This window comes from Gorillibacterium terrae, from assembly GCF_051594785.1.
Lineage (GTDB): Bacteria > Bacillota > Bacilli > Paenibacillales > NBRC-103111 > Gorillibacterium.
On the sequence record NZ_JBPPGI010000001.1, the window covers coordinates 1264510 to 1285516 of the forward strand.

Consider the following 21007-nt stretch of genomic DNA (forward strand, 5'->3'; position numbering starts at 1 on the left):
GTATCGATCCGGTTGTTTCCGGAAGGCGACGCCGTGGATTTTGAAATCTCCACCGATACGGACGACCGTCTCGGAGATCTGGTTCATTCCAGCGGCCGGCTGTATTATGCCGGTCCGGAAGAAGTCATGGGGCCTGGCTCCATTCGCCCGGAAACGATTCAACAGCGGTGCCCGGTAGTGAAGGCAGGGGCGGAATGCTATTCGGCCTTCCAACGGATCGGATTCCAATACGGTCCGGGCTTTCAAGCCATTCAAAGACTGTACCTCAACGAGAATGAATGCTTGGCCCAACTGGAAGTGGCCGACTTTTTGGAAAGCGAGTTTTCCGCTTATGTCCTTCATCCGTCCTTGTTGGATGGAGCCTTTCAAACGGTGGCCGGATTCGCTCAACTCGCCGGAACCGACCTGAACCGGCTATTCCTGCCCTATGCCCTGGACGAGCTGGTCCTCTTCGGTCCGTTGCCGCCGAAATGCTTCGCCTATGTTACCGTGTCCGGCGATTCGGTCCCGCAGATGCCCAAATATAATATTCAGTTGGCCGATGAAACGGGAGAAGTCCTGGTTCAACTGAAGGGCTTTACGTTGAAGGCGGCCGCAGCCGCTTTGCCGGTCCTGGATTCTTCCGCCTCTCGCACGGTTTATTATCAACAGAATTGGGTTCCCGCGGATTTGGCGGTTGACCCGGAGCATGGCCCGCTGGGGGATACGGTCATTTTTGCCAGCGAAGAAACGTTGGCCGTCGCGTTACAGGAAAGATGCGGACGGCGGAAGGACAGCTCTCGGGTAATTCTCGTAAGACCCGGCGGGGATGATCGAAAGCCGGAGGCAGGAGTCTATTCCATGGCGATGGACGATCCGCAAGCCTACCTGAAGCTGTTTGATGAATTGCAGGCCCAACATATTAGCTTGCAAAATATTATCTACCGGTGGTCTCCTGAAAAGTTCACCGCGGAGGAATCTCCCATCCAAGCATGGCTTGCCCGGAGCGCCTATTCGCTGCTTTATCTGACCCGGGCCTTGATCGAACGGAACCCGAATCGGCCGATCCGTCTCTTATACCTCTATGAATCCCCCAATGGGGAGATACAGCCATTAGATGCGGCACTGGGTGCATTCATGAAAACCATACGCTTGGAATATCCGCATTTGATTTACCAAACCATGGAGATCCGCGGTGCAGGAAGGGCAGCACCCGGCAATAATTTATTGGAAGGAATGGCGGAGTTGGCGTGCCGGGAACTGCAGTCCTCCCGGAACATCCCGGCGGAAGTGCGTTACGAGGCCCAATCGCGGTTTATTCATCAACTGCAAGCCTTTCAACCGGAAATGGAAGCACAGCCGTTCACGGGCATATGTCGAGAACAGGGCGTTTATTTGATCACCGGCGGCGCAGGGGGATTGGGGTTCATCTTTGCCCGGTATCTGTCCGAACGGTACAAGGCGAAATTGGTTCTCGTGGGCCGGTCTCCATTGAATGCCGAGACGGAAGACAAACTGCGCAGCTTGGAGAAGTCCGGCGCCGAGATCCTCTATGTGGCGGCCGATATATCCAAACAGCACGATGTGATTGAAGCGGTGCGCAAAGCCAAGGCTAGGTTCAGCCGGATTGACGGGGTTATTCACAGCGCCGGGGTGCTCCGGGATTCACTCGCCTTCCGGAAAACCGCGGCGGAAATGGATGAGGTGCTGGCTGCCAAACTATACGGCACCCTTCATTTGCACGAAGCGACCCGAGGGGAAAAGCTGGACTTCTTCACCCTGTTCTCGTCCACGTCCGCCGTCAGCGGGAATATCGGCCAAGTCGATTATGCGTATGCCAACAGCTTCATGGATTATTTCGCAGAATATCGAACTCGGGAGAATGCGCCGGGGATAACCACGGCCATCAATTGGCCGTTATGGGAGAACGGTGGAATGAGGGTGAACGATGATGCCAAAACCCTCATGCGTCAAGCGGGCCTGGTCCCCTTGCGTGATAACGAAGGCATTCGGATCTTCGAAACCGGTTTGTCCGCCGGAATTCCCAACCTGATTGTCTTTGCGGGAGAACCGAATCAAATCAACCGGTTCCTGAATCCGGAGCCGGTCACAACCGCTGACTTCCAGTCCCAACCCGAGGGAAATTCGTCCGCCGAACAATACCGGGATGAAGTGGAAGCCTACCTCAAAACCATCCTATCCCGGGAGATCAAACTGCCGCTTCATCAAATCGATTCCCAGGCCCCGTTTGAGCAATACGGGATTGATTCCGTGATGGTGTTAAACTTGAGCCGGGCGTTTGAAAGCTTCTTCGGGAGTCTCTCGAAAACGTTGTTCTTTGAATACAAGAGTGTGGCGGAGCTGGCCGGGTACTTTATCAAATTCCATCCGGAAAAGGTGGCCAAGCTGGGCAAGAAACCGGCAAAGTCCCCAGAGAAAGCGCAACTCCAGGAACCGGTGCGGGAAAGGGCAACCCGTTCCCGATTTATTGCGGCTTCCGCTTCCCTCCAGGACCGAACCCTAAACGAGCCGGTCGTCCAAGACATCGCCATTATCGGTGTCAGCGGCCGGTATCCGATGGCCGCCGATTTGAATGAGTTCTGGGAGAACTTAAAAAGCGGCAGAGATTGCATAACGGAGATTCCCCGCGAACGGTGGGCCTTTGAGGATTACTTCGACCCGGATAAGAATGCCCGCGGCAAAAGCTATGGCAAATGGGGAGGCTTCCTGGACGGCATCGACCGGTTTGACCCGCTGTTCTTCAACATCTCTCCCCGGGAAGCAGCCTATATCGATCCACAAGAACGGCTGTTTCTGGAGACCGTTTGGCAGACCCTGGAGGATGCGGGGTATACCCGCGGGCAATTGGCCCAAGACAAAGTCGGTGTTTTCGTCGGCGTCATGTACGGGCACTATCAGCTGTTGGAGGGGGGAAGCGATGGAGTTTCCCCCGGATCGTCGCATGCTTCCATTGCCAATCGGGTTTCGTATTATTGCAATTTCCGCGGACCGAGCATCGCTTTGGATACCATGTGCTCCTCGTCCTTGACTGCGATTCATCTCGCTTGTACCAGCATCCGCAACGGAGAAAGCGAAGTGGCGATTGCCGGCGGAGTGAACCTGTCCGTCCACCCCAACAAATATTTGCAGCTGAGCCAAGGGAAGTTTCTCGCCAGCGACGGCCGCTGCCGCAGCTTCGGAGCAGGGGGGGACGGTTACGTACCGGGCGAGGGAGTGGGGGCAGTCCTCCTAAAGCCATTGCACCGGGCCGTCGCCGATGGGGACCGGATATACGCCGTTATTAAAGCCTCTGCGGTAAACCATGGAGGCAAGACGAACGGGTACACGGTTCCCAATCCTACCGCTCAAGCGGAACTGATTGCCAACACCTTGAAGAAGGCCCGGGTTGATCCCCGGACCGTCAGCTATATCGAGGCTCATGGAACCGGGACATCCTTGGGCGATCCCATTGAAATAACCGGTTTAGTCCATGCCTTCCAAGAGGGGGCCGGGACAGGCACGGGCGGCGAGCCGTATTGCGCCATCGGATCGGCCAAGTCCAATATCGGACATCTGGAATCCGCCGCAGGGATTGCCGGCATCACCAAGGTACTGCTGCAAATGAAGCACAAGCAATTGGTTCCTTCTCTGCATTCCGACAGCTTGAATCCCCATATCCCGATTGAGCACACGCCGTTCTATGTCCAACGGAAGTTAACCCCCTGGGAGAACCCGCACGTCATGGAGAATGGGATCGCGAAGCGATATCCGTTGCGGGCTGGAGTAAGCTCCTTCGGGGCCGGCGGCTCCAACGCCCATATCATCCTGGAGGAATATACCCCGCCGGTCCGGGAGAATTTCCCCGATCCTTCGGAATTCATCTTTGTTTTTTCCGCCAAGAACAGCGACCGGCTTAAAGCTTATGCTCGGAAAATGGCGGAGGTGCTGCAAAGCAGCGACGGGAAATCCCGGGAGACACCTGGAGATCAGGACCTGCTCATGCGGGTGCAGCATGATTTGGTAAAGCGCGTTGCCGACATATTGCGCATCAGCGAAGCGGAAGTCGCCCCCACCGAGTTCGGCGAATATGGTTTGGATCCGATTGGACTGACGGATCTGGCCAATCAGCTGAATGAGATGTATCAATTGGACATCGACGCGGCCTTGTTTTTCGATTATCCCGCCTTTGCCGATCTGAGTCGGCATCTGCTTCAAATGAATTCGGCGGCGATTGCCCATTACTATGGAAATCCCGAACCGCAAGCCTCCATGGAAGCACGAGAGCCTTTCAACCTGGCGGATCTGGCCTATACGCTGCAAATGGGACGGGAATCCATGGAGGAGCGATTGGCTATCGTCGCCTCCAGCCGCGAGGAGCTGGCGGATCGGCTGGTCGCTTTTATTGAAGGCGCTACGGATAGGGAGGATATTTATGCCGGCAATGTCCGGGATAACCGGTTGAACGCCCACATGCTGGTCAGCGGCAGGGAAGGGCAGGAATTCCTGCGGATTATTTATGATGAACATCAATATAGAAAATTGGCGCAATTGTGGATCAGCGGGATTGATATCGATTGGCGTCCGTTATATCCCGAACCTATTCCCGCCCGTATCTCCCTCCCGGGGTATCCGTTTGCCAGGGAACGCTACTGGGTATCCGCTGCGGAACCCAAAGAGAGCAAGCAGCTGGCAGTCCGCCTGCATCCGCTGATTGACCGCAACGAGTCTACGGTGGCCGGGTTGTGTTTCAAGAAGGAATTTACGGCCGCAGAGCCTTTTGTTCATGATTTCCGGCTGGATCATCGGCAGGTCGTTCCCGGCATCATTCATCTGGAAATGGCCCGGGCTGCCGGTAGTTTGATCAACCAACCATTGCGGGTGGAGGAACTAACCAACGTGGCTTGGGGTCCTCCGATTCCATTGGATGAGGTTCGGGAAGCGGAGATCGGGCTATATCCTGCAGGCGACAGCATGGAATGGGAAATTCGCACGATTACGCACGATGGCCGGACACGAATTTCGGCCCAGGGCGAACTTTCCTATGCTGCGAAATCCGAAGCGGTTCCTCCGGCAGAACCGCCAATAGATCGGTTACAAGCTGATGGTAAGGGCCCACTCCCGGCAGCGGAGTTTTATGAGCTGATGGAGAGGCACGGTATGAAATATGCAACCGGACTCCAGGTCGTCCGCGAGTGTTTCGTTGCGGATGGAGAGGTGTTGGCCCGCTTCCAGCTCCCTGCCTCGTCAAGAGGAACCATGACGGAATTGGCCCTTCATCCGGCCGTGCTGGAAAGCATCCCTCAGCTCATCCTGGCGCTTGAAGCCAACGCCGCCGGGACGGCCGGCCAACCGAAAGCTCTGTTGAAAGCGGCGCGGGTCAAGCTGCTGCAGCCTCTCACCGAAACGGGGTATGTCCATATTCATCCTTCCCAACCATCCAGTGAGGAGGAAAGGGAGTTTGATGCTACCGTGGCTTCGGCTGACGGCCGGGTTCTGGCGGTCCTCCAGCAAGTTCAGTTGGAGACAGTCCGGCTTGACGCCCACTCCGAAACGCTGCAAGCGGAGCACGGGGAGAGGACCGCGTTTTTCCTTGAAAAATCATGGCGAGCGGCAGAGCCTACCGAAACCATTCCCACAACCATCACGGGGACCATCATCATCTTGGGGAATGAAGAGACAACCGCCTTGGCGGACCGCCTGTGCAGCCCGAATCCCGATGCTTGCATTTACATTCAGGATGGCTGGGGATACGAACACCAAACCGGTCAGACCTATGGCTTGAATTTCCGGGAAGCGGACCAAGCAGTCCGGTTGATTCAAGATATCCTGAAGCAGAGAGCCGACATTGCGGCGATTATTGATTTGTCGGATTTGCACAGCCGGCCAAGCGGTACCGGCCGTTTGGCCATGGGGAAAGTCGCCCTGCTGCAGGAGTTGATCAAAGCGATCATTCCAAAGCCGCTCACGATTCTCCATGCAACCACGGGATTGCAGGAGTCGCACAAGATTCCGTCGTTAGACGGAGCGGGCATGGCCGGACTCGTGAGGATGCTGGGAGCCGAATATCAGAAAGTCCACTCCAAAACCGTAGACACCGACTTGCCGATGGACAAGACGGAAGAATGGGCGGAAGTCATCCAACGGGAAATGCGCTGTCGGGACGCGGAGGGCGAAATCCGTTATCGGGCAGGGAAGCGGTATGTTCCCTATCTGAAGCCAGTCGATCCGGGGATTGGAAGTCCCCGAAGTCTGGTCTTAAATCCTGAGCAAGCCATCGTCATCACCGGCGGGACTCGGGGAATCGGGTTGGAGATTGCCCGACATCTGGTCCGGAGAGGAGCAAGGAAATTGGTCTTAATGGGGGTTCAGCAGTTGCCGATTCGCAGCCGGTGGCGGCAGTTGGCCGGCAGCTCCGATACGGAGCCCGGGGTTGCTGCAAAAGTCAAAGCACTGCTGGAACTGGAAGACGCCGGAGCGTCCCTCGAACTATATACGGGTTCCCTGGTCCAACAGGCTGAGCTGGAAGTATTCTTCCAAGAAGTCAGACGGCGAATGGGAGGGATTCAGGGGGTTATCCACTGCGCGGGATACATGAGCCAAGCCAATCCGGCTTTCATCCATAAAACCGAGCAGGATATGCAGCGGGTCTTTGAACCGAAGATGGAGGGTCTGGAAGTGCTGCATGAGGTATTCAAGAACGATTCCGTGCAGTTCTTTCTCTTGTTTTCTTCCGTGTCCGGGCTGATTCCGGCACTTGCGGCCGGGGTCAGCGATTATGCTACCGCCAATGCCTACCAGGATTATTTTGCTGCCTATCAGCACAGACAAGGATACGGCTATTACAAATCCGTCAATTGGCCGGTATGGACCGGCACCGGAATGGCTTCCGATATCGCGCCGCTCTATTCCCAGTTAGGATTCGCTCCGCTGTCGGTGTCCGAAGGTCTCGCATTGTTCGACGCTGTCCTCCAAATCCCCAATCCCTCGCAGATTATGCCGGGTTTGACGATAGCGGAACGGTTCCAACCGGCCGGGTTGCTGCATAGCAACCAAGCGATGAAGGCGCGGTCCAAGCCAGCGGACGCCCCGATCTCTAAGTCTCAGCCGCATAGGAGCATCACAGGGACGATTTCCGCCTTGAAATCATTGTTCGCGGAGGAGTTGAAAATACCGGAGGATCAACTGGCGGAAACGGCCGATTTCGCGGATTTCGGAGTGGACTCCATCCTGCTTGCCGAGCTTGTCAAAAAGGTGGAGGTCCGCTTCGAACGGAAATTGGAACCGGGCGTATTCTTGGAGTACTCGACCTTGGCCTCGCTGGGCAGTTACCTGGAGCGGATGCAGTCTCAGAAGACTCCGCCGGTGGTCGAAGCGCCGCAGCCAGCGCCTAAGGAGCGGACACCGTTCCGACTCGAGTTCCAAAGCGGATGGGAGCTACAGTCCCGTAAAAACCGGGTAAGCCGGATCGGCAATACCGTCGCTCCGGAGTCGCACAAAGTCGCTGTCATTGGGATCGCCTGCCACTTCCCGGGTGCCCAGGACAAGGATTCGTTCTGGGACAATTTGGCGAAAGGGCGGAGCGGTATCCGAGAAATTCCCGCTTCCCGCTGGGATATCGGGCGCTATTATTCCCCGGATTATCAATCCGGTAAAAGCATCAGCAAATGGGGAGGCTTTCTCGACAATATTGAGTATTTCGATCCTGAATATTTTCATATCAGCGAATCGGAAGCGCTGCATATGGATCCGCTCATCCGTCAGTTCCTGGAGATCAGCGTCGAAACGATCCAGGATGCGGGCTATACGCGGGAAGAGCTGTGGAATAAGAAGGTGGGCGTTTTCGTGGGCTCGCGGACGGGCTATTTCGCCTCCCGAATCCCTCAAATGCTGAAGAACAGCGTAACCGGAACAGGGCAGAACTTCATTGCGGCCTATGCCGCCCATTTCCTCAATCTGAAAGGACCGAATATGGTCGTCGATACCGCCTGCTCCTCGTCGATGACAAGCATTCATCTGGCCTGTCAGAGTTTGATGCTGCAGGAATCGGAGATGGCTCTCGCCGGAGGAGTGGATATCTTGCTCGACGAGAATACATACCTGGTTCTAAGCGAAGGGCGGGCGCTCTCTCCGGATGGGAAATGCCATACGTTCGATGAAAAAGCCAACGGGTTTGTGCCCGGTGAAGGCTGCGGGGCCGTCTTATTGAAACGGTTGGATAAGGCACTGGCCGATGGGGATCACATCTACGCGGTGATTGAAGGCTCGGCGATCAACAACGACGGCCGGACCATGGGAGTAACCACACCCAATCCGGAAGCCCAAAGCATGGTCATTCAAGAGGCCTTAACCAAGGCGGAAGCAACCCCCGGTTCCATCAGTTATATCGAGAACCACGGGACGGGCACGATGATCGGCGACCCTATCGAATTGAAGGCCCTAACCAAGGTTTTCCGTGAATCCACCAGGGAGAAGCAATTCTGCGCCGTGGGCAGTGTGAAAACCAATCTGGGCCATCTGCTCAGTGCGGCAGGGATTGCAAGCTTCATTAAAGTGGCCTTATCCCTGTACCACCGACAATTGCCGCCTACCTTAAATTGCGAGACGCCCAATCCGCGCTTCGAATTTGCAAGCTCGCCCTTCTATCCCAATACCCGGCTGCAGGAGTGGAAGCCCCGGGCGGGAATCCGTCGGGCGGGAATCAGTTCCTTCGGATTCGGAGGGACCAATGTCCATATGATCGTGAGCGAAGCGCCGAATCAAGAAGAGGGGCGGAAGACCAGACAACCGCTCCCACGGGTGATATTCAACCGTAGACGATTCTGGTTGGATTCGATACCGGAGGAGAAGGTCGAACGGCCAATCGCCGCTGATCCGCTGCCGAACTCCGCCGCGCTGTTGGATATTACCGTGGAGCATTCTACTGCGGATGCTTTCTTGAAATTCTTGGGGGATAGAGGTGTATGACCATGGATAAGCCCGTATCGATCCAGTTCAGATCGCTGATAACGCATGATAACATGATTGTAAAAAACCACCAGGTTCATGGCGTCCGGATCATGCCAGGCGTAACCTTCCTTGATATGATTTGCAGGGGGCTGCTATCGCAAGGATTTCCCCTGGATCAAGTGGAACTGCGCAACATCGTATTCTTGAAGCCCATTGCCACGGACCCAAATTACGATCAGGAGATTTTCATTGCTATCACGAAAAATGAAACCTCTGGAAATCACGGCATCATTACGGCGAAAAGTCGAAAAGTTAAAAACGATCGGTGCCTCAGTCCGGACTGGGACCTAAATCTGCAAGGAGAACTCCATCTTCACTCGGAACCGTTATCCGACCGGATTGACATTCCCGCACTGAAAAGCCATGCCCTCCGGGTATCGGACATGGAGGAGGCATACGCCGCTGAACGCAAGGTCGACATTGTGCACGACGCTTTTATGAAGATACAAGGCAGGGTGTACCGGGGTGAGGGGTATTGTCTGGCCGAACTTCAGTTAAGTGAATCGGCACAGCTGTATCAGAACGATTTTTACCTCCATCCGGCATTTCTCGACTCGGCCACCATCATTCCCAGCTTCATGTTCTTTAAGGATAACAAGCCATCTGCCGGAGAAGAGCACCAGGATCAAAAGCCGTTTATTCCGATGTTTATTGAATCGTTCCGGAGCGGGGAGAAGCTGAAGGAGAAATGCTATGTGTTTGTCCGGGAGCAACAGGCGGATTCTGTTCCTGGACGGGATGTGATCTCTGTTGATATTGAGTTGTATCAAGAGTCCGGTAATCGGGTGGCTGTATTCAAGAAATTGACGTACAAGGAGATCCGCTCCAAAGATGCCATTACGAAGCTTCAGAAGCCGACGGATACTTCCGCAACTTCTCCTCCACCTATCCCGGAACGGATTCCAACCGAGGGGCCGCGGTTAGTAGGGGAGAGCCCCCGGCAGGAATCGGAGGAGGCCGGTCGAGCGGGCCTCGAACAGGATTTGCAGCAGATGGCCGCCGCCATACTCGGGATAGCGCCGGAATCCATCGGGGTGGACGTTCCCTTCTACGAACAAGGATTGGATTCGGGCCAGTTGCTGCAATTGGTTCGGGAGTTGGAAGCCCGGCTGGGGCGGCAGCTTTATCCGACCTTGCTCTTCGAATATACCAATATCCGGGATCTGGCCGCCTATCTTGCCCAAGAAAACCTGCCGTTGTCCACGCCGCAACCGGAATTAAGCCCTGTGTCTACCGGAGAAGTCGAACAGGATTTGCGGCAAATGGTAGCGGAATTCATTAACCAATCCCCGGAAGCCGTCCGGGTGGATGTCCCGTTCTACGAACAGGGGCTGGATTCGAATCATCTCTTGCAATTGGTCCGGCAACTGGAAGCCAAGCTGGGGCAACCGCTATATCCGACCTTATTGTTTGAATATACCAATATCCGGGAACTGTCCGGTTATCTGCTGAAGGAGTATGGCGATGCTTTATCCGGTTCCCGTAGCGTCAGCCCGCCGCAGCAAATTCCGGATACCCCATCCGCGGTGCTCTATGCGGTGCCGGTATGGGAGCCCTCTTCGCTTCCTGTTGCCGGTCCGTCCCTGTCCGGCAATCCTGTGCTGATCTTCGGTACGGGCGAGCCTTTTCACGGCCTGCTGAAAGAACGTATCGAAAACGAAGGGGGTTCCCGTGTAACGCTGGTTAAACCGGGCGCCGCATTTCAAGCCCTCGGGGATGAAACCTATGAAATCAACCCCCATCAGCCGAGCGACTTTAAGCAATTGCTCCAAGCGCTGAAAGAGCGGGGGGCATGGCCCCGCAAGGTGGTGTACAAGTGGGGCGATATTCCTTTTGATTCCCGCGCCGAGAGGATGCCGGCCCAGTTGGAGCAGGGAATATTTCCCCTCTTCTATCTCCATAAGGCTCTATTGGAAGAGAAGATTAAGGACAAGTTGGCCGTCGCGGTCGTATCCCCAAGCACCGCGGGCCCGACTTCGCCCCTATTCGGTGCTGTCGGCGGGTTTGCAAAATCGGCACAGCTCGAAAATCCGATGATCCAGTATAAATTGGTCGAATTCAAATGGACATCGCCCAGTACCCTTGCATCCGAGCAGGTGGCGAATGCCGTCTATCGTGAGCTCCAAGCGGAAGGCAGCGGCGGGGAAATGATTCAATACCGCGATGGGGAACGGTGGGAAAGAGTCCTCCGGGAAACGAATCCCGATAACGAGCTGCCGATTCCTGTGAAGAAGGGCGGAGTCTACCTGATAACCGGAGGGATGGGGGGCCTCGGCCTGATGGTTGCCCATTCTCTCGTCCAACGAGAACAAGTGCGCTTGGTGCTTACCGGCCGCACCGATTTAAATGAGGAGCAGCAACGACAGCTTCGAAAGATGGAGGCCGGTGGATCGCAAGTCTGTTATATTCGCGCGGATGTTTCCCAGCGCGATGCAGTGGACAAGCTGATCGCCGAAACAAAGAGGTTATTCCATGAGATCCACGGCGTCATACATTGCGCGGGAGTAACACGAGATGCGGTCATTCTCCAGAAGACGCTTCCGGAGATGGAGGCTGTGTTGGCTCCCAAGGTTTACGGAACAGTCAATCTGGACGAGGCGCTGGCCATGGAGCCTCTGGACTTTTTTGTGATGTTCTCCTCCACGTCGGCCCTGTTCGGGAATGTCGGACAATCCGATTACGCGTATGCCAACTGCTTTATGGATCATTACGCCCACTGGCGGGAAGCCCAACGGATCGCCGGCAACCGTCCCGGAAGAACCTATGCCATCAACTGGCCGCTCTGGGAGCAAGGAGGAATGCGGGTTGATGATGCAACCCGTCGCTGGATCCAGTCGCAAACCGGGATGATTCCTCTATCAACCTCGGAGGGGCTCCGCGCCTTCGGGCGGATATTTGCCCTGCCCAGTCCCCAGGTGTTGGTCGTTGGTGGGGAAGCGGACAAACTCAGAGAGGTCTTCCTGCAGCGTCCCGAATTGGCGGATGCCGCAAGTCCTCCCGCAGCATCGATTGATCCGGCTCGGCATGATGCTGCCGATGAACCCATTGCCATTATCGGCTTGAGCGGGCGATATCCGATGGCTCCCGATCTCAATACGTTCTGGGACAATTTACGGCACGGAAAGGATTGCATTACCGAGATTCCCCCAGAACGCTGGGATTATCGCCGGTTCTATGATGCAGAGCCGGGCAAGGAAGGCAAAATGTTCAGCAAGTGGGGCGGTTTTATTGATCAGGCGGATTGCTTCGATCCCCTGTTCTTTAATATCTCCCCCCGCGATGCCGAGTACATGGACCCCCAGGAGCGGGTGTTTTTGGAGATCGTCTGGCAAACCCTCGAGGATGCGGGATATTCCAAAACCCGCCTCCGGAAACGCAAAGTCGGTTTGTTTGTCGGAGTCATGTGGAGCGAATATCAATTGCTGGGCATGGACGGATCAGAGGAGACGGCGGCGCCCATGCAGGCCCATGCCTCCATTGCCAACCGTGTATCGTACTTCTTTGACTTTTGCGGACCGAGTATTGCTCTGGACACGATGTGTTCCTCTGCACTCACCGCGATTCATCTGGCTTGCGACAGTATCCGCAAGGGAGACAGCGAGTTGGCTGTCGCCGGCGGAGTGAATCTATCCATTCATCCGAACAAATACCTCAATCTGAGCCGGATGCGTTTTACCTCCAGCGATGGAAAATGCCGCAGCTTTGGAGAAGGAGGCGATGGGTACGTTCCGGGCGAAGGGGTAGGGGCAATCTTATTAAAACCATTAAGCAAGGCCGTTGCGGACGGCGATCAAATCTATGCCGTAATCAAAGGAAGCGCCATAAACCACGGCGGAACCTCCAGCGGCTATACGGTTCCCAGTCCCATCGCACAAGCCAATGTAATCGGGGAAGCATTGCGCAGAGCTCAGGTAGATTCCCGCACCATCAGTTATATCGAAGCGCACGGAACCGGAACCTCTCTGGGAGATCCCATCGAGATAACCGGTTTGACCAAAGCTTTTCGGGAATGCTCCGGCGCGGACGGGGAGGCGGATGCGCAAAACCAATATTGCGCCGTCGGTTCCGCCAAGTCCAATATCGGACATCTGGAATCGGCTGCAGGCATAGCCGGACTGACCAAAGTGATTCTGCAAATGAAACATCAACAACTGGTCCCCTCCCTGCATTCGGATACGTTGAATTCCAAAATCCCTTTTGACCAAACCCCTTTTTATGTTCAACAGGAATTAACCCCGTGGAAGCGTCCGGTCTTGAATGAGAACGGAAACGCGAAGCAGTACCCGCTCCGGGCCGGGATCAGCTCCTTCGGAGCCGGAGGTTCGAATGTTCACCTCATATTGGAAGAGTTTGCGGGCCGCACCCGAACCTCCGCTGCGGATAAGCACCGGCAAATCTTCCTGTTTTCCGCCAAAAATGAAGAACGACTCGCCGCCATCGTCCAGAAAATGGTTCATTATTTGGAGGGAGACAACCGGCCGGGTGCTCCGGCGGATGTAGCTTATACCCTGCAAGTCGGACGGGAAGCCATGGAAGAGCGGCTGGCGATAGTGGCCACGACCTTGGAGGAGCTCGTCGACCGCTTGCGGGCTGTGGATGCGGGGAAGATCGATCGCCATCATGTCTTTCAAGGGAATCGCAATAACGGAGGCGCTGCAAGGAAATCCCCCGTACCGGCAGGGGCTGCGGCGGAATTATGGACGAACGGGGAACTGGAGAAGTTGGCGCAGCTTTGGGCTTCCGGCGCCGACTTGGAGTGGGACCAGCTCTATACCGGGCCGAAACCGGCCAGGATCTCGCTGCCGACCTATCCTTTCGCGCGGGAGCGGTACTGGCTTCCGGAATCCGCGGAACGGTCAAACCGCAAAGGCGGCTTAGCCGCGCTGCATCCGGTACTGGATTCTAACAACTCGACGTTTGCGGAGCAATGTTTCGTGAAAAGCTTCACGGGGGACGAGTTTTATCTGAAGGATCATGTGATTGGGAACGACAAAGTGCTGCCGGGAGTTATCTATCTGGAGATGGCAAGAGCCGCCGGAGAATTGGCCAATGGCGGCAACCCGACCCGAAAGCTGATGAACGTCATTTGGGCGAATCCGGTGGTGATCGGGAACAGCCCCCGCGAGGTGGCGATCTGCCTCTACCCGGAGGGGATGACAGCGGAATATGAAGTGGTTTCCGTTGGACCGGATCAGCAGAGAACTGTCCACGCCCAGGGAAGAATCGGCTATCAGGACGAAAGCGGCAGCAATCTGGAGAAGCTGGATATCGAAGCCATCAAACGGCGCTGCACCCGCCGTCAAAGCCGCGAGGAATGCTACCGGGAGTTTGAAAGCCGCGGCTTCCGCTATGGCCCCGCTTTCCAAACCATTCGGGAGTTATGGGGGGCGGAAACGGAAGCTTTGTCCTGCCTGGAATTGCCCGATGAACTGGCTGAGAGTATGGCGGACTTTGATTGGCACCCGTCCCTGATGGATGGTGCGCTGCAAACCGTGAGCGGGTTGATTCGGAAGCAAGGCGACGACGGAGGCTTATATCTGCCTTTCGCCGTGGAAGAACTGGAATTGCTCCGCCCCTTGCCACCTCAATATTACGCCCATGCCGAATGGGTGCGGGGACCGGCGGGAATTTCCGGCATACTCAACTTCCATATCACTCTGGCCGACGAACAGGGCCGAATCCTGGCGCGGATGCATAACTTTACTTTAAAAGCCTTCGCGGATAAGCAAATTGGGTTACCCCGGGAGTCTGTCTCTCCCCTTTACTACGGTACCCGGTGGATGGCACAGGAGGCGCAGCCGATTTCGAGCTCCGACCTTGGAACCATCGTGATTTTTGACGACAATGACGAACTGGCTGACCGCTTGCGGCATTATGCGCAGGAGGTTCTGGTCGTCACCCCGGGGAACGGTTATCGGCCCACCGGCGAACGTGCCTATGAGATTGATCCTCTTAACCGGGACGACTACCGACGTTTATGGGAGAATATGATCCGAAGAACCATAAAGCCAACTCGGATTGTTTACCACTGGACGCGTGAAGACTCGGAGCAGACCCCATCTGTCAACGCGGAACTTCGGCGGGGAATCTATGGGTTACTCTTCTTGACCCAGGCGATCCTCGGGCAAAAACCGGATGAGACGATTCAGTTGCTATACGTTTACGATGCCGGAGCAGCCGGCCGTCCTTTGCAAGCGGCAATCGGCGGGTTTGCAAAATCGTTGCGGCTCGAGAATCCCCGGTTTATCTATAAGACCATCGAATTGGTAACCGGCGGAGAAGGGGATATATGGAACATCCCCCTGGGGCAAATCATATCCACGGAATTTCATGCCGGGGATGATCCCGTTCAAATTCGCTATAAAGATGGGCTGCGCTATGTGAAGCAATATATAGAAATTGCGATGGAAGCAGAGCCGACCACCCCTCTGCCGCTGAAGGAACGGGGCGTTTATTTAATCACCGGGGGCGCCGGAGGATTGGGACTGATCTTCGCTTCCCATTTGGCCGAGAAGGTCAAAGCCAAGCTTGTGCTAACAGGACGCAGCGCCCTGTCCCCGGACAAAGAACAGAAGCTCCGTGAGCTGGAAGCCCGGGGTGCCGAAGTCCTCTATTTGGCCGCGGATGTCACCCGACCCGATGAAGCGGCGGTGTTGATCCGAAGGATCAAGGCCCGATTTGGCCAGTTGAACGGGATTATTCACAGTGCGGGAATTCTGCGAGACTCCTTCATACTTAAAAAGTCTTCTGAAGAAATGGAAGAGGTTCTGGGTCCCAAGATTTTTGGAACGATGAACTTGGATGAAGCTACGATCCATGAGAATCTGGATTTCTTTGTGCTATTTTCATCGACGGCCGCCGAGCTGGGAAATTTGGGCCAATGCGATTACGCATATGGGAATCACTTTATGGACCATTACGCCCGCTGGCGCTCCGAAAATCAGCGTTCCGGCAAGTGTCTCTCCTTAAACTGGCCATTATGGCGGGAGGGCGGAATGCAGATCGGGGACGATCTGGTCCGCGCAATGAAGCAGACCCTGGGGCTGGAGCCACTGGAAACCCGGGCCGGGCTCGAAGCCTTTGAAGCGGGGCTGAAGGCCGATGTTACCCAACTGATGGTCCTGAAAGGGGACGCTGCGCAGATTCGCGCCTGGGGCAAACCGAATTCTCAGGTTCCCCGTACCCTTCAAGCCGGGGCAGACCTCACGGAGCCTGAATATGCCGGACTGCAAGACAAGACCGAGGCTTACCTCAAACAAATCCTGGGCCGGGAGATTAAGCTGTCGGTGGATAAAATCGGCTCGCGGGAGCCTTTGGAGAAATATGGGATCGACTCGGTCATGGTCATGAATCTTACCCGGGAGCTGGAACGGGATTTCGGCGCATTGTCCAAAACGTTGTTCTTTGAATATCAAACCATCCGTGATCTCGCGGGTTATTTTATGAAGCAGCACCGGCGGGCATTGGCGGAGAAATTGGGCGGGGGGCTGAAGCTGCAACGGGAAATCCCTGTCCAACAAGTGACAAGGATCGAGCCGAGCACCCGCACGATCAAGCGTTCACGGTTTGCCGGCGATGCGCGGGAGGCCGGTAAGCCGATAGAGGAAGACATCGCCATTATCGGAGTGAGCGGTCGTTATCCGATGGCGGACAATCTGACGGACTATTGGGAGAATCTGAAGTCAGGACGGGACTGTATCACGGAGATCCCGCCGGATCGTTGGAACTGGCAGGACTATGAAGATGGGGAATCCGTCAGCAAGTGGGGCGGCTTCATCCGGGATGTGGACAAATTCGATCCGTTATTCTTCCATATCTCCCCTCGGGAAGCCGCATACCTTGATCCGCAAGAACGCTTATTTATGGAGACCGTCTGGCATACGCTGGAGGACGCCGGCTATACACGCGAACAGTTGGGGAGCAAGAAGATCGGCGTCTTTGCCGGAGTCATGTATGCGCAGTACCAGTTGTTCGGCGTGGAGGAAACCCTGATGGGCAATCAAATGGCCCTGAATTCCATCCACGCTTCCATCGCCAACCGGGTATCGTACTTCTTCAATTTCCATGGCCCCAGCATTGCCCTGGACACCATGTGCTCCTCTTCCTTGACCGCGATTCACCTTGCCTGCGAGAGCATCCGGCGGGGGGAGAGCGAACTCGCCATCGCAGGAGGAGTCAATGCCTGTATCCATCCGGATAAATATATCGGATTGAGCCAAGCTCACTTCACTTCCAGTGACGGAAGGTGCCGGACTTTCGGGGAAGGGGGCGACGGATACGTACCTGGCGAAGGTACCGGTGCACTGCTGCTAAAGCCCTTATCCAAAGCCGTTGCGGATGGCGACCAGATCTACGCGGTCATCAAAGGAAGCGCGGTAAACCACGGCGGAAAGACCAACGGGTACACGGTTCCCAATCCCAATGCCCAGGGAGAATTGATCACGGAGGTCCTAAAGAAAACCGGAATCGACCCAAGGACCATCAGTTATATCGAAGCACACGGGACCGGAACCGCGCTTGGCGATCCTATCGAGATTTCGGGTTTGATGAAAGCCTATGGCGAATATACAAACGATAAACAGTATTGTTCCATCGGCTCCGTGAAATCCAATATCGGCCATTTGGAATCGGCCGCCGGAATCGCCGGAATTACCAAATTGCTGCTGCAAATGAAGCATAAACAATTGGTTCCGTCCCTCCACTCGGAAACGATCAACCCGAATCTCAATTTACAGGATTCGCCGTTTTATGTTCAACGGGAACTGGCGCCTTGGGACCAACCCTTGATTACAATCGACGGGATTGCCAAGCGGCATCCGAGGCGAGCCGGGATCAGCGCCTTTGGGGCAGGCGGGTCCAATGCGCACCTTATCCTGGAAGAGTATGAAGATCCGCGCCAAACCGCGGCAGAAGAAACGAAAGAGCACCTGTTTGTCTTCTCCGCCCGGACGGTGGATCGGTTAAAAGCTTACATCCGCAACATGATCGAATTTATAGACCGTGGCAGCACAAGGAGAATCCGTGTCAGGGCGGGCCACAACCTGCTGGACCATGTCCTGCAAGAAATGGTGCGGACCACCACGGAGCTGTTGCAGATCGGGGAAACGGAAATATCCGCCACGGAAGAGATCGTCGAGTATGGACTGGACCAGGTAGGATTGGCAAATCTGGCCGAGCGGTTGAGTGAAGCGTTGAACCTGGAGATATCCGCTGCCCTCTTTTCCGACCATCCGTCCTTGGATCAGGCTGCGCATTATGTGCTCGGTGCTTATTCGGATGCGCTCCAAAGCCGTTTTCGAGAGCCGGAGGAATCGGTGCAGAAGGAAACGGAGAGCGAGCCGTCACTTTCCCCGGAAGACATGGCCTACACCCTGCAAAGACGGGAAGTCATGGAAGAGCGTTTGGCCATTCTTGCGTCGGATTTGGTTGAACTCCGGGATAAATTGTTGGGTTTCCTCGAGGACAGGTCCGACCTTCCCGGTATCTTCAAGAGCGTGAGCCAAAGCGAAGATCATTTTCGATTCTTAATGGAAGGCGAAGAAGGACAGGAGTTTGTGAATCGGCTGCTTCGGGACAGGAGGCTGGCCAAACTGGCTTATGCTTGGGTAGCAGGTGTGGATTTGGACTGGAGCCTCCTGTATTCCGGCTCAGCCCCCCGCCGGATTTCCTTGCCCTTGTATCCGTTTAAACGAGATCGGTATTGGCTCGAGCGCCGTACCCAAGGGAAGAGGAGTTCAGGACAAATTCATCCCTTAATCGACAAGCTTCATCCTGAATTAAGCCACTGGTCCGTGCTGACTTATCAAAAAACGATTCAGAGCTCCCAACCGCCGGTCAAGCATTATCAAGTCATGGGCCGAGCTTTGTTGCCTAATATGAGTTATTTGGAAATGGCCTACAGTGCCTTTGCCCACGCCCGGGGAGAGCGAGATTTCCTATTGGCGAATGTGAGCTGGCGGAAGCCTTGGGTAGACCGTGCGGCGGAGGAGGTATGCATCAGGATCAGCCGCGAAAATCGCCAGGCGCTGTTCAGCATCATCAGCCAGGATCATGGGCATGCCACGGTTCTTGCTCAGGGGGAAATGCAGCGAATCGATAGCCATTCCGCTATCGGACAGCGGATCTCTCCGGAGGCCGTAATGGGGCGGTGCAGCCGGCGGCTGGATCGGGAAGCCTTGACGCTGGAATGGAGCCGGACCGGAGTTGTTCGGGGTCCGTATTATCAAATCATTCATGACGTGTATGCCAATGCTTCCGAGGCATTGGGAAGCTTCCGCTTCCCCGCAGAGTATGAGAATGAACTTAAAGCTTATACACTGCACCCCGCTTTGCTGGAAGGCAGCTTGTCCATTCTTGCGGCTTTCTTTGACGACCGCCCCATTGCGGGTCTTCGCCCTCTGCTTCCCTACGCCGTAAAAGCGGTGGAAGTTCTGCAGCCGGTCACGGCTCAAGGCTTCGCCTATCTCCGCCTGACAGGGGAAAACCGATTGAATATGGCGATTCTGGATGAGTCCGGACAGGTCTGCGTGAAGCTGCATGGACTGAGGGTGAAGGAGCTGACGGATCAATTTGAGTTTCCTGGGGACGAAGAAGGGTTCATCCCCGCCTTTCGCATAGCGGCGCCGGAGTCCGGGAATGGGGAAGATCAGCCGCAGGATGCGATACAGCCGGGACAAGCTCTCGCCAAACCCGCATCCGGTGACGGGGATTTACGGGAGGAAGCCGTAAATTACGTTCAAGCCTTATTCGCAGAGGTGCTAAAAACCGCCAAAAGCGAAATTCGGCTCCGCGATCCTTTTGATCGCTACGGGATTGATTCCATTCTGGGCATGGAGATCACGAAACGTCTGGAACGGGATTTCGGAACATTGCCGGTAACGCTCTTGATTGAACATCCCACCATTGAAAAATTAAGCGCCTATTTATGGCAGCATTATGGGACGATCATCGAGGCTCTCGCGGGACGGTCCGTGGAACCGCAAGCGGATGCGGATCTATTCGCAATGCCAGCCATCCTCCCCTTCGGGGATTCTCCCGAGCTCCCGGCGCCCGGGCTGGATGGGGAAGCCGACCCGCATCCCGCCGATTCGCCGATCGAAATCATGTCGGTCAGTGAACGGCTGGTGACCGAAACGGATAATTACTGGCGGCAACTTCGGTCTAGCGATGGGGCAGCGCCGGAAAAGACGGATTATCTCAAGGAATACCTGAAGCTGGTGGGGAAGCAGCACGGCCAACAGGCCCACCTGCGAGTGAAAACCCCAAATGCCTCCCGCATGGAAGTGGTGATGGCCGGGGAAGGTGATCCGGTGCTGCTCATTCCGGGATTCGGCATGACTGCGGCCCAATGGACGTATCAGCTGACTGGATTAGCCCATCATTACCAGGTGATTGTCATCCATGCCCCGGGGGTGGGCTATAGCGAAGACAACGGCGATCTCTCCTTCAGCGGTTATTGCAAAACCTACCTTGAAGTCCTAGACGAGCTTGCGATCCGGCGTCCGATTCATGTAATCGGGGCTTCCTGGGGAGGCATGGTTGCGCAGACTTTAGCCAGAGAATATCCGGAAAGGGTGGCTTCATTAATCCTTACCTGCAGCTTGTGCCAGCTGCAAAAGACCGATCAAGACCAACTGAAGGACCGGGTTCGCCGAGATTTCGAAAATATCAACGCCCTTGAGCATTATCATCTCTTGATGGAAAGCCAAATTACCAATCCGGTGGCCATCCGGTATGCCGAGCAATTTCCGGAGGAAGGATTATCCACTACGGAGATTCTCCCCGAAATTTCCGTCCCCACACTGGTCATCAGCGGGGAACGGGACCTGGGCGTTGATCCGAAGGAAACGGAGTTGATCCGCTCGGGCATTCCGAACTCGCACTATTATGAAATGGCCGGCGCCGGTCATTTCCCGATGCTTACCCATCATCAGGGGTACAACCGCAAAGTGCTTGAGTTCCTGGCCGGTCTGGAATGAGTACGGAGGAAGCTTGTAAGGAAGCAACAGACGCCTAAGGAGGA

At 55.5% G+C, this 21007-nt stretch carries 2 protein-coding genes (1 of these 2 cut by a window edge); both read left to right on the top strand.

Annotation, left to right across the window (positions count from 1 at the left end; translation table 11 throughout):
* Positions 1–8943: the 3' portion of an SDR family NAD(P)-dependent oxidoreductase gene (locus ACSEXS_RS05330; RefSeq protein WP_438432128.1), read on the top strand. 4170 nt of this gene lie to the left of the window's left edge; the window shows 8943 of its 13113 coding nt (coding positions 4171–13113); the start codon falls outside the window, past its left edge; it ends in the stop codon at positions 8941–8943.
* On the top strand, positions 8940–20963 hold the full coding sequence (locus tag ACSEXS_RS05335; RefSeq protein WP_438432129.1) for an SDR family NAD(P)-dependent oxidoreductase: 12024 nt from the start codon (positions 8940–8942) through the stop codon (positions 20961–20963). Before ACSEXS_RS05330 ends, ACSEXS_RS05335 begins: the two co-directional genes overlap by 4 nt.
* Positions 20964–21007 lie beyond the last annotated feature (44 nt).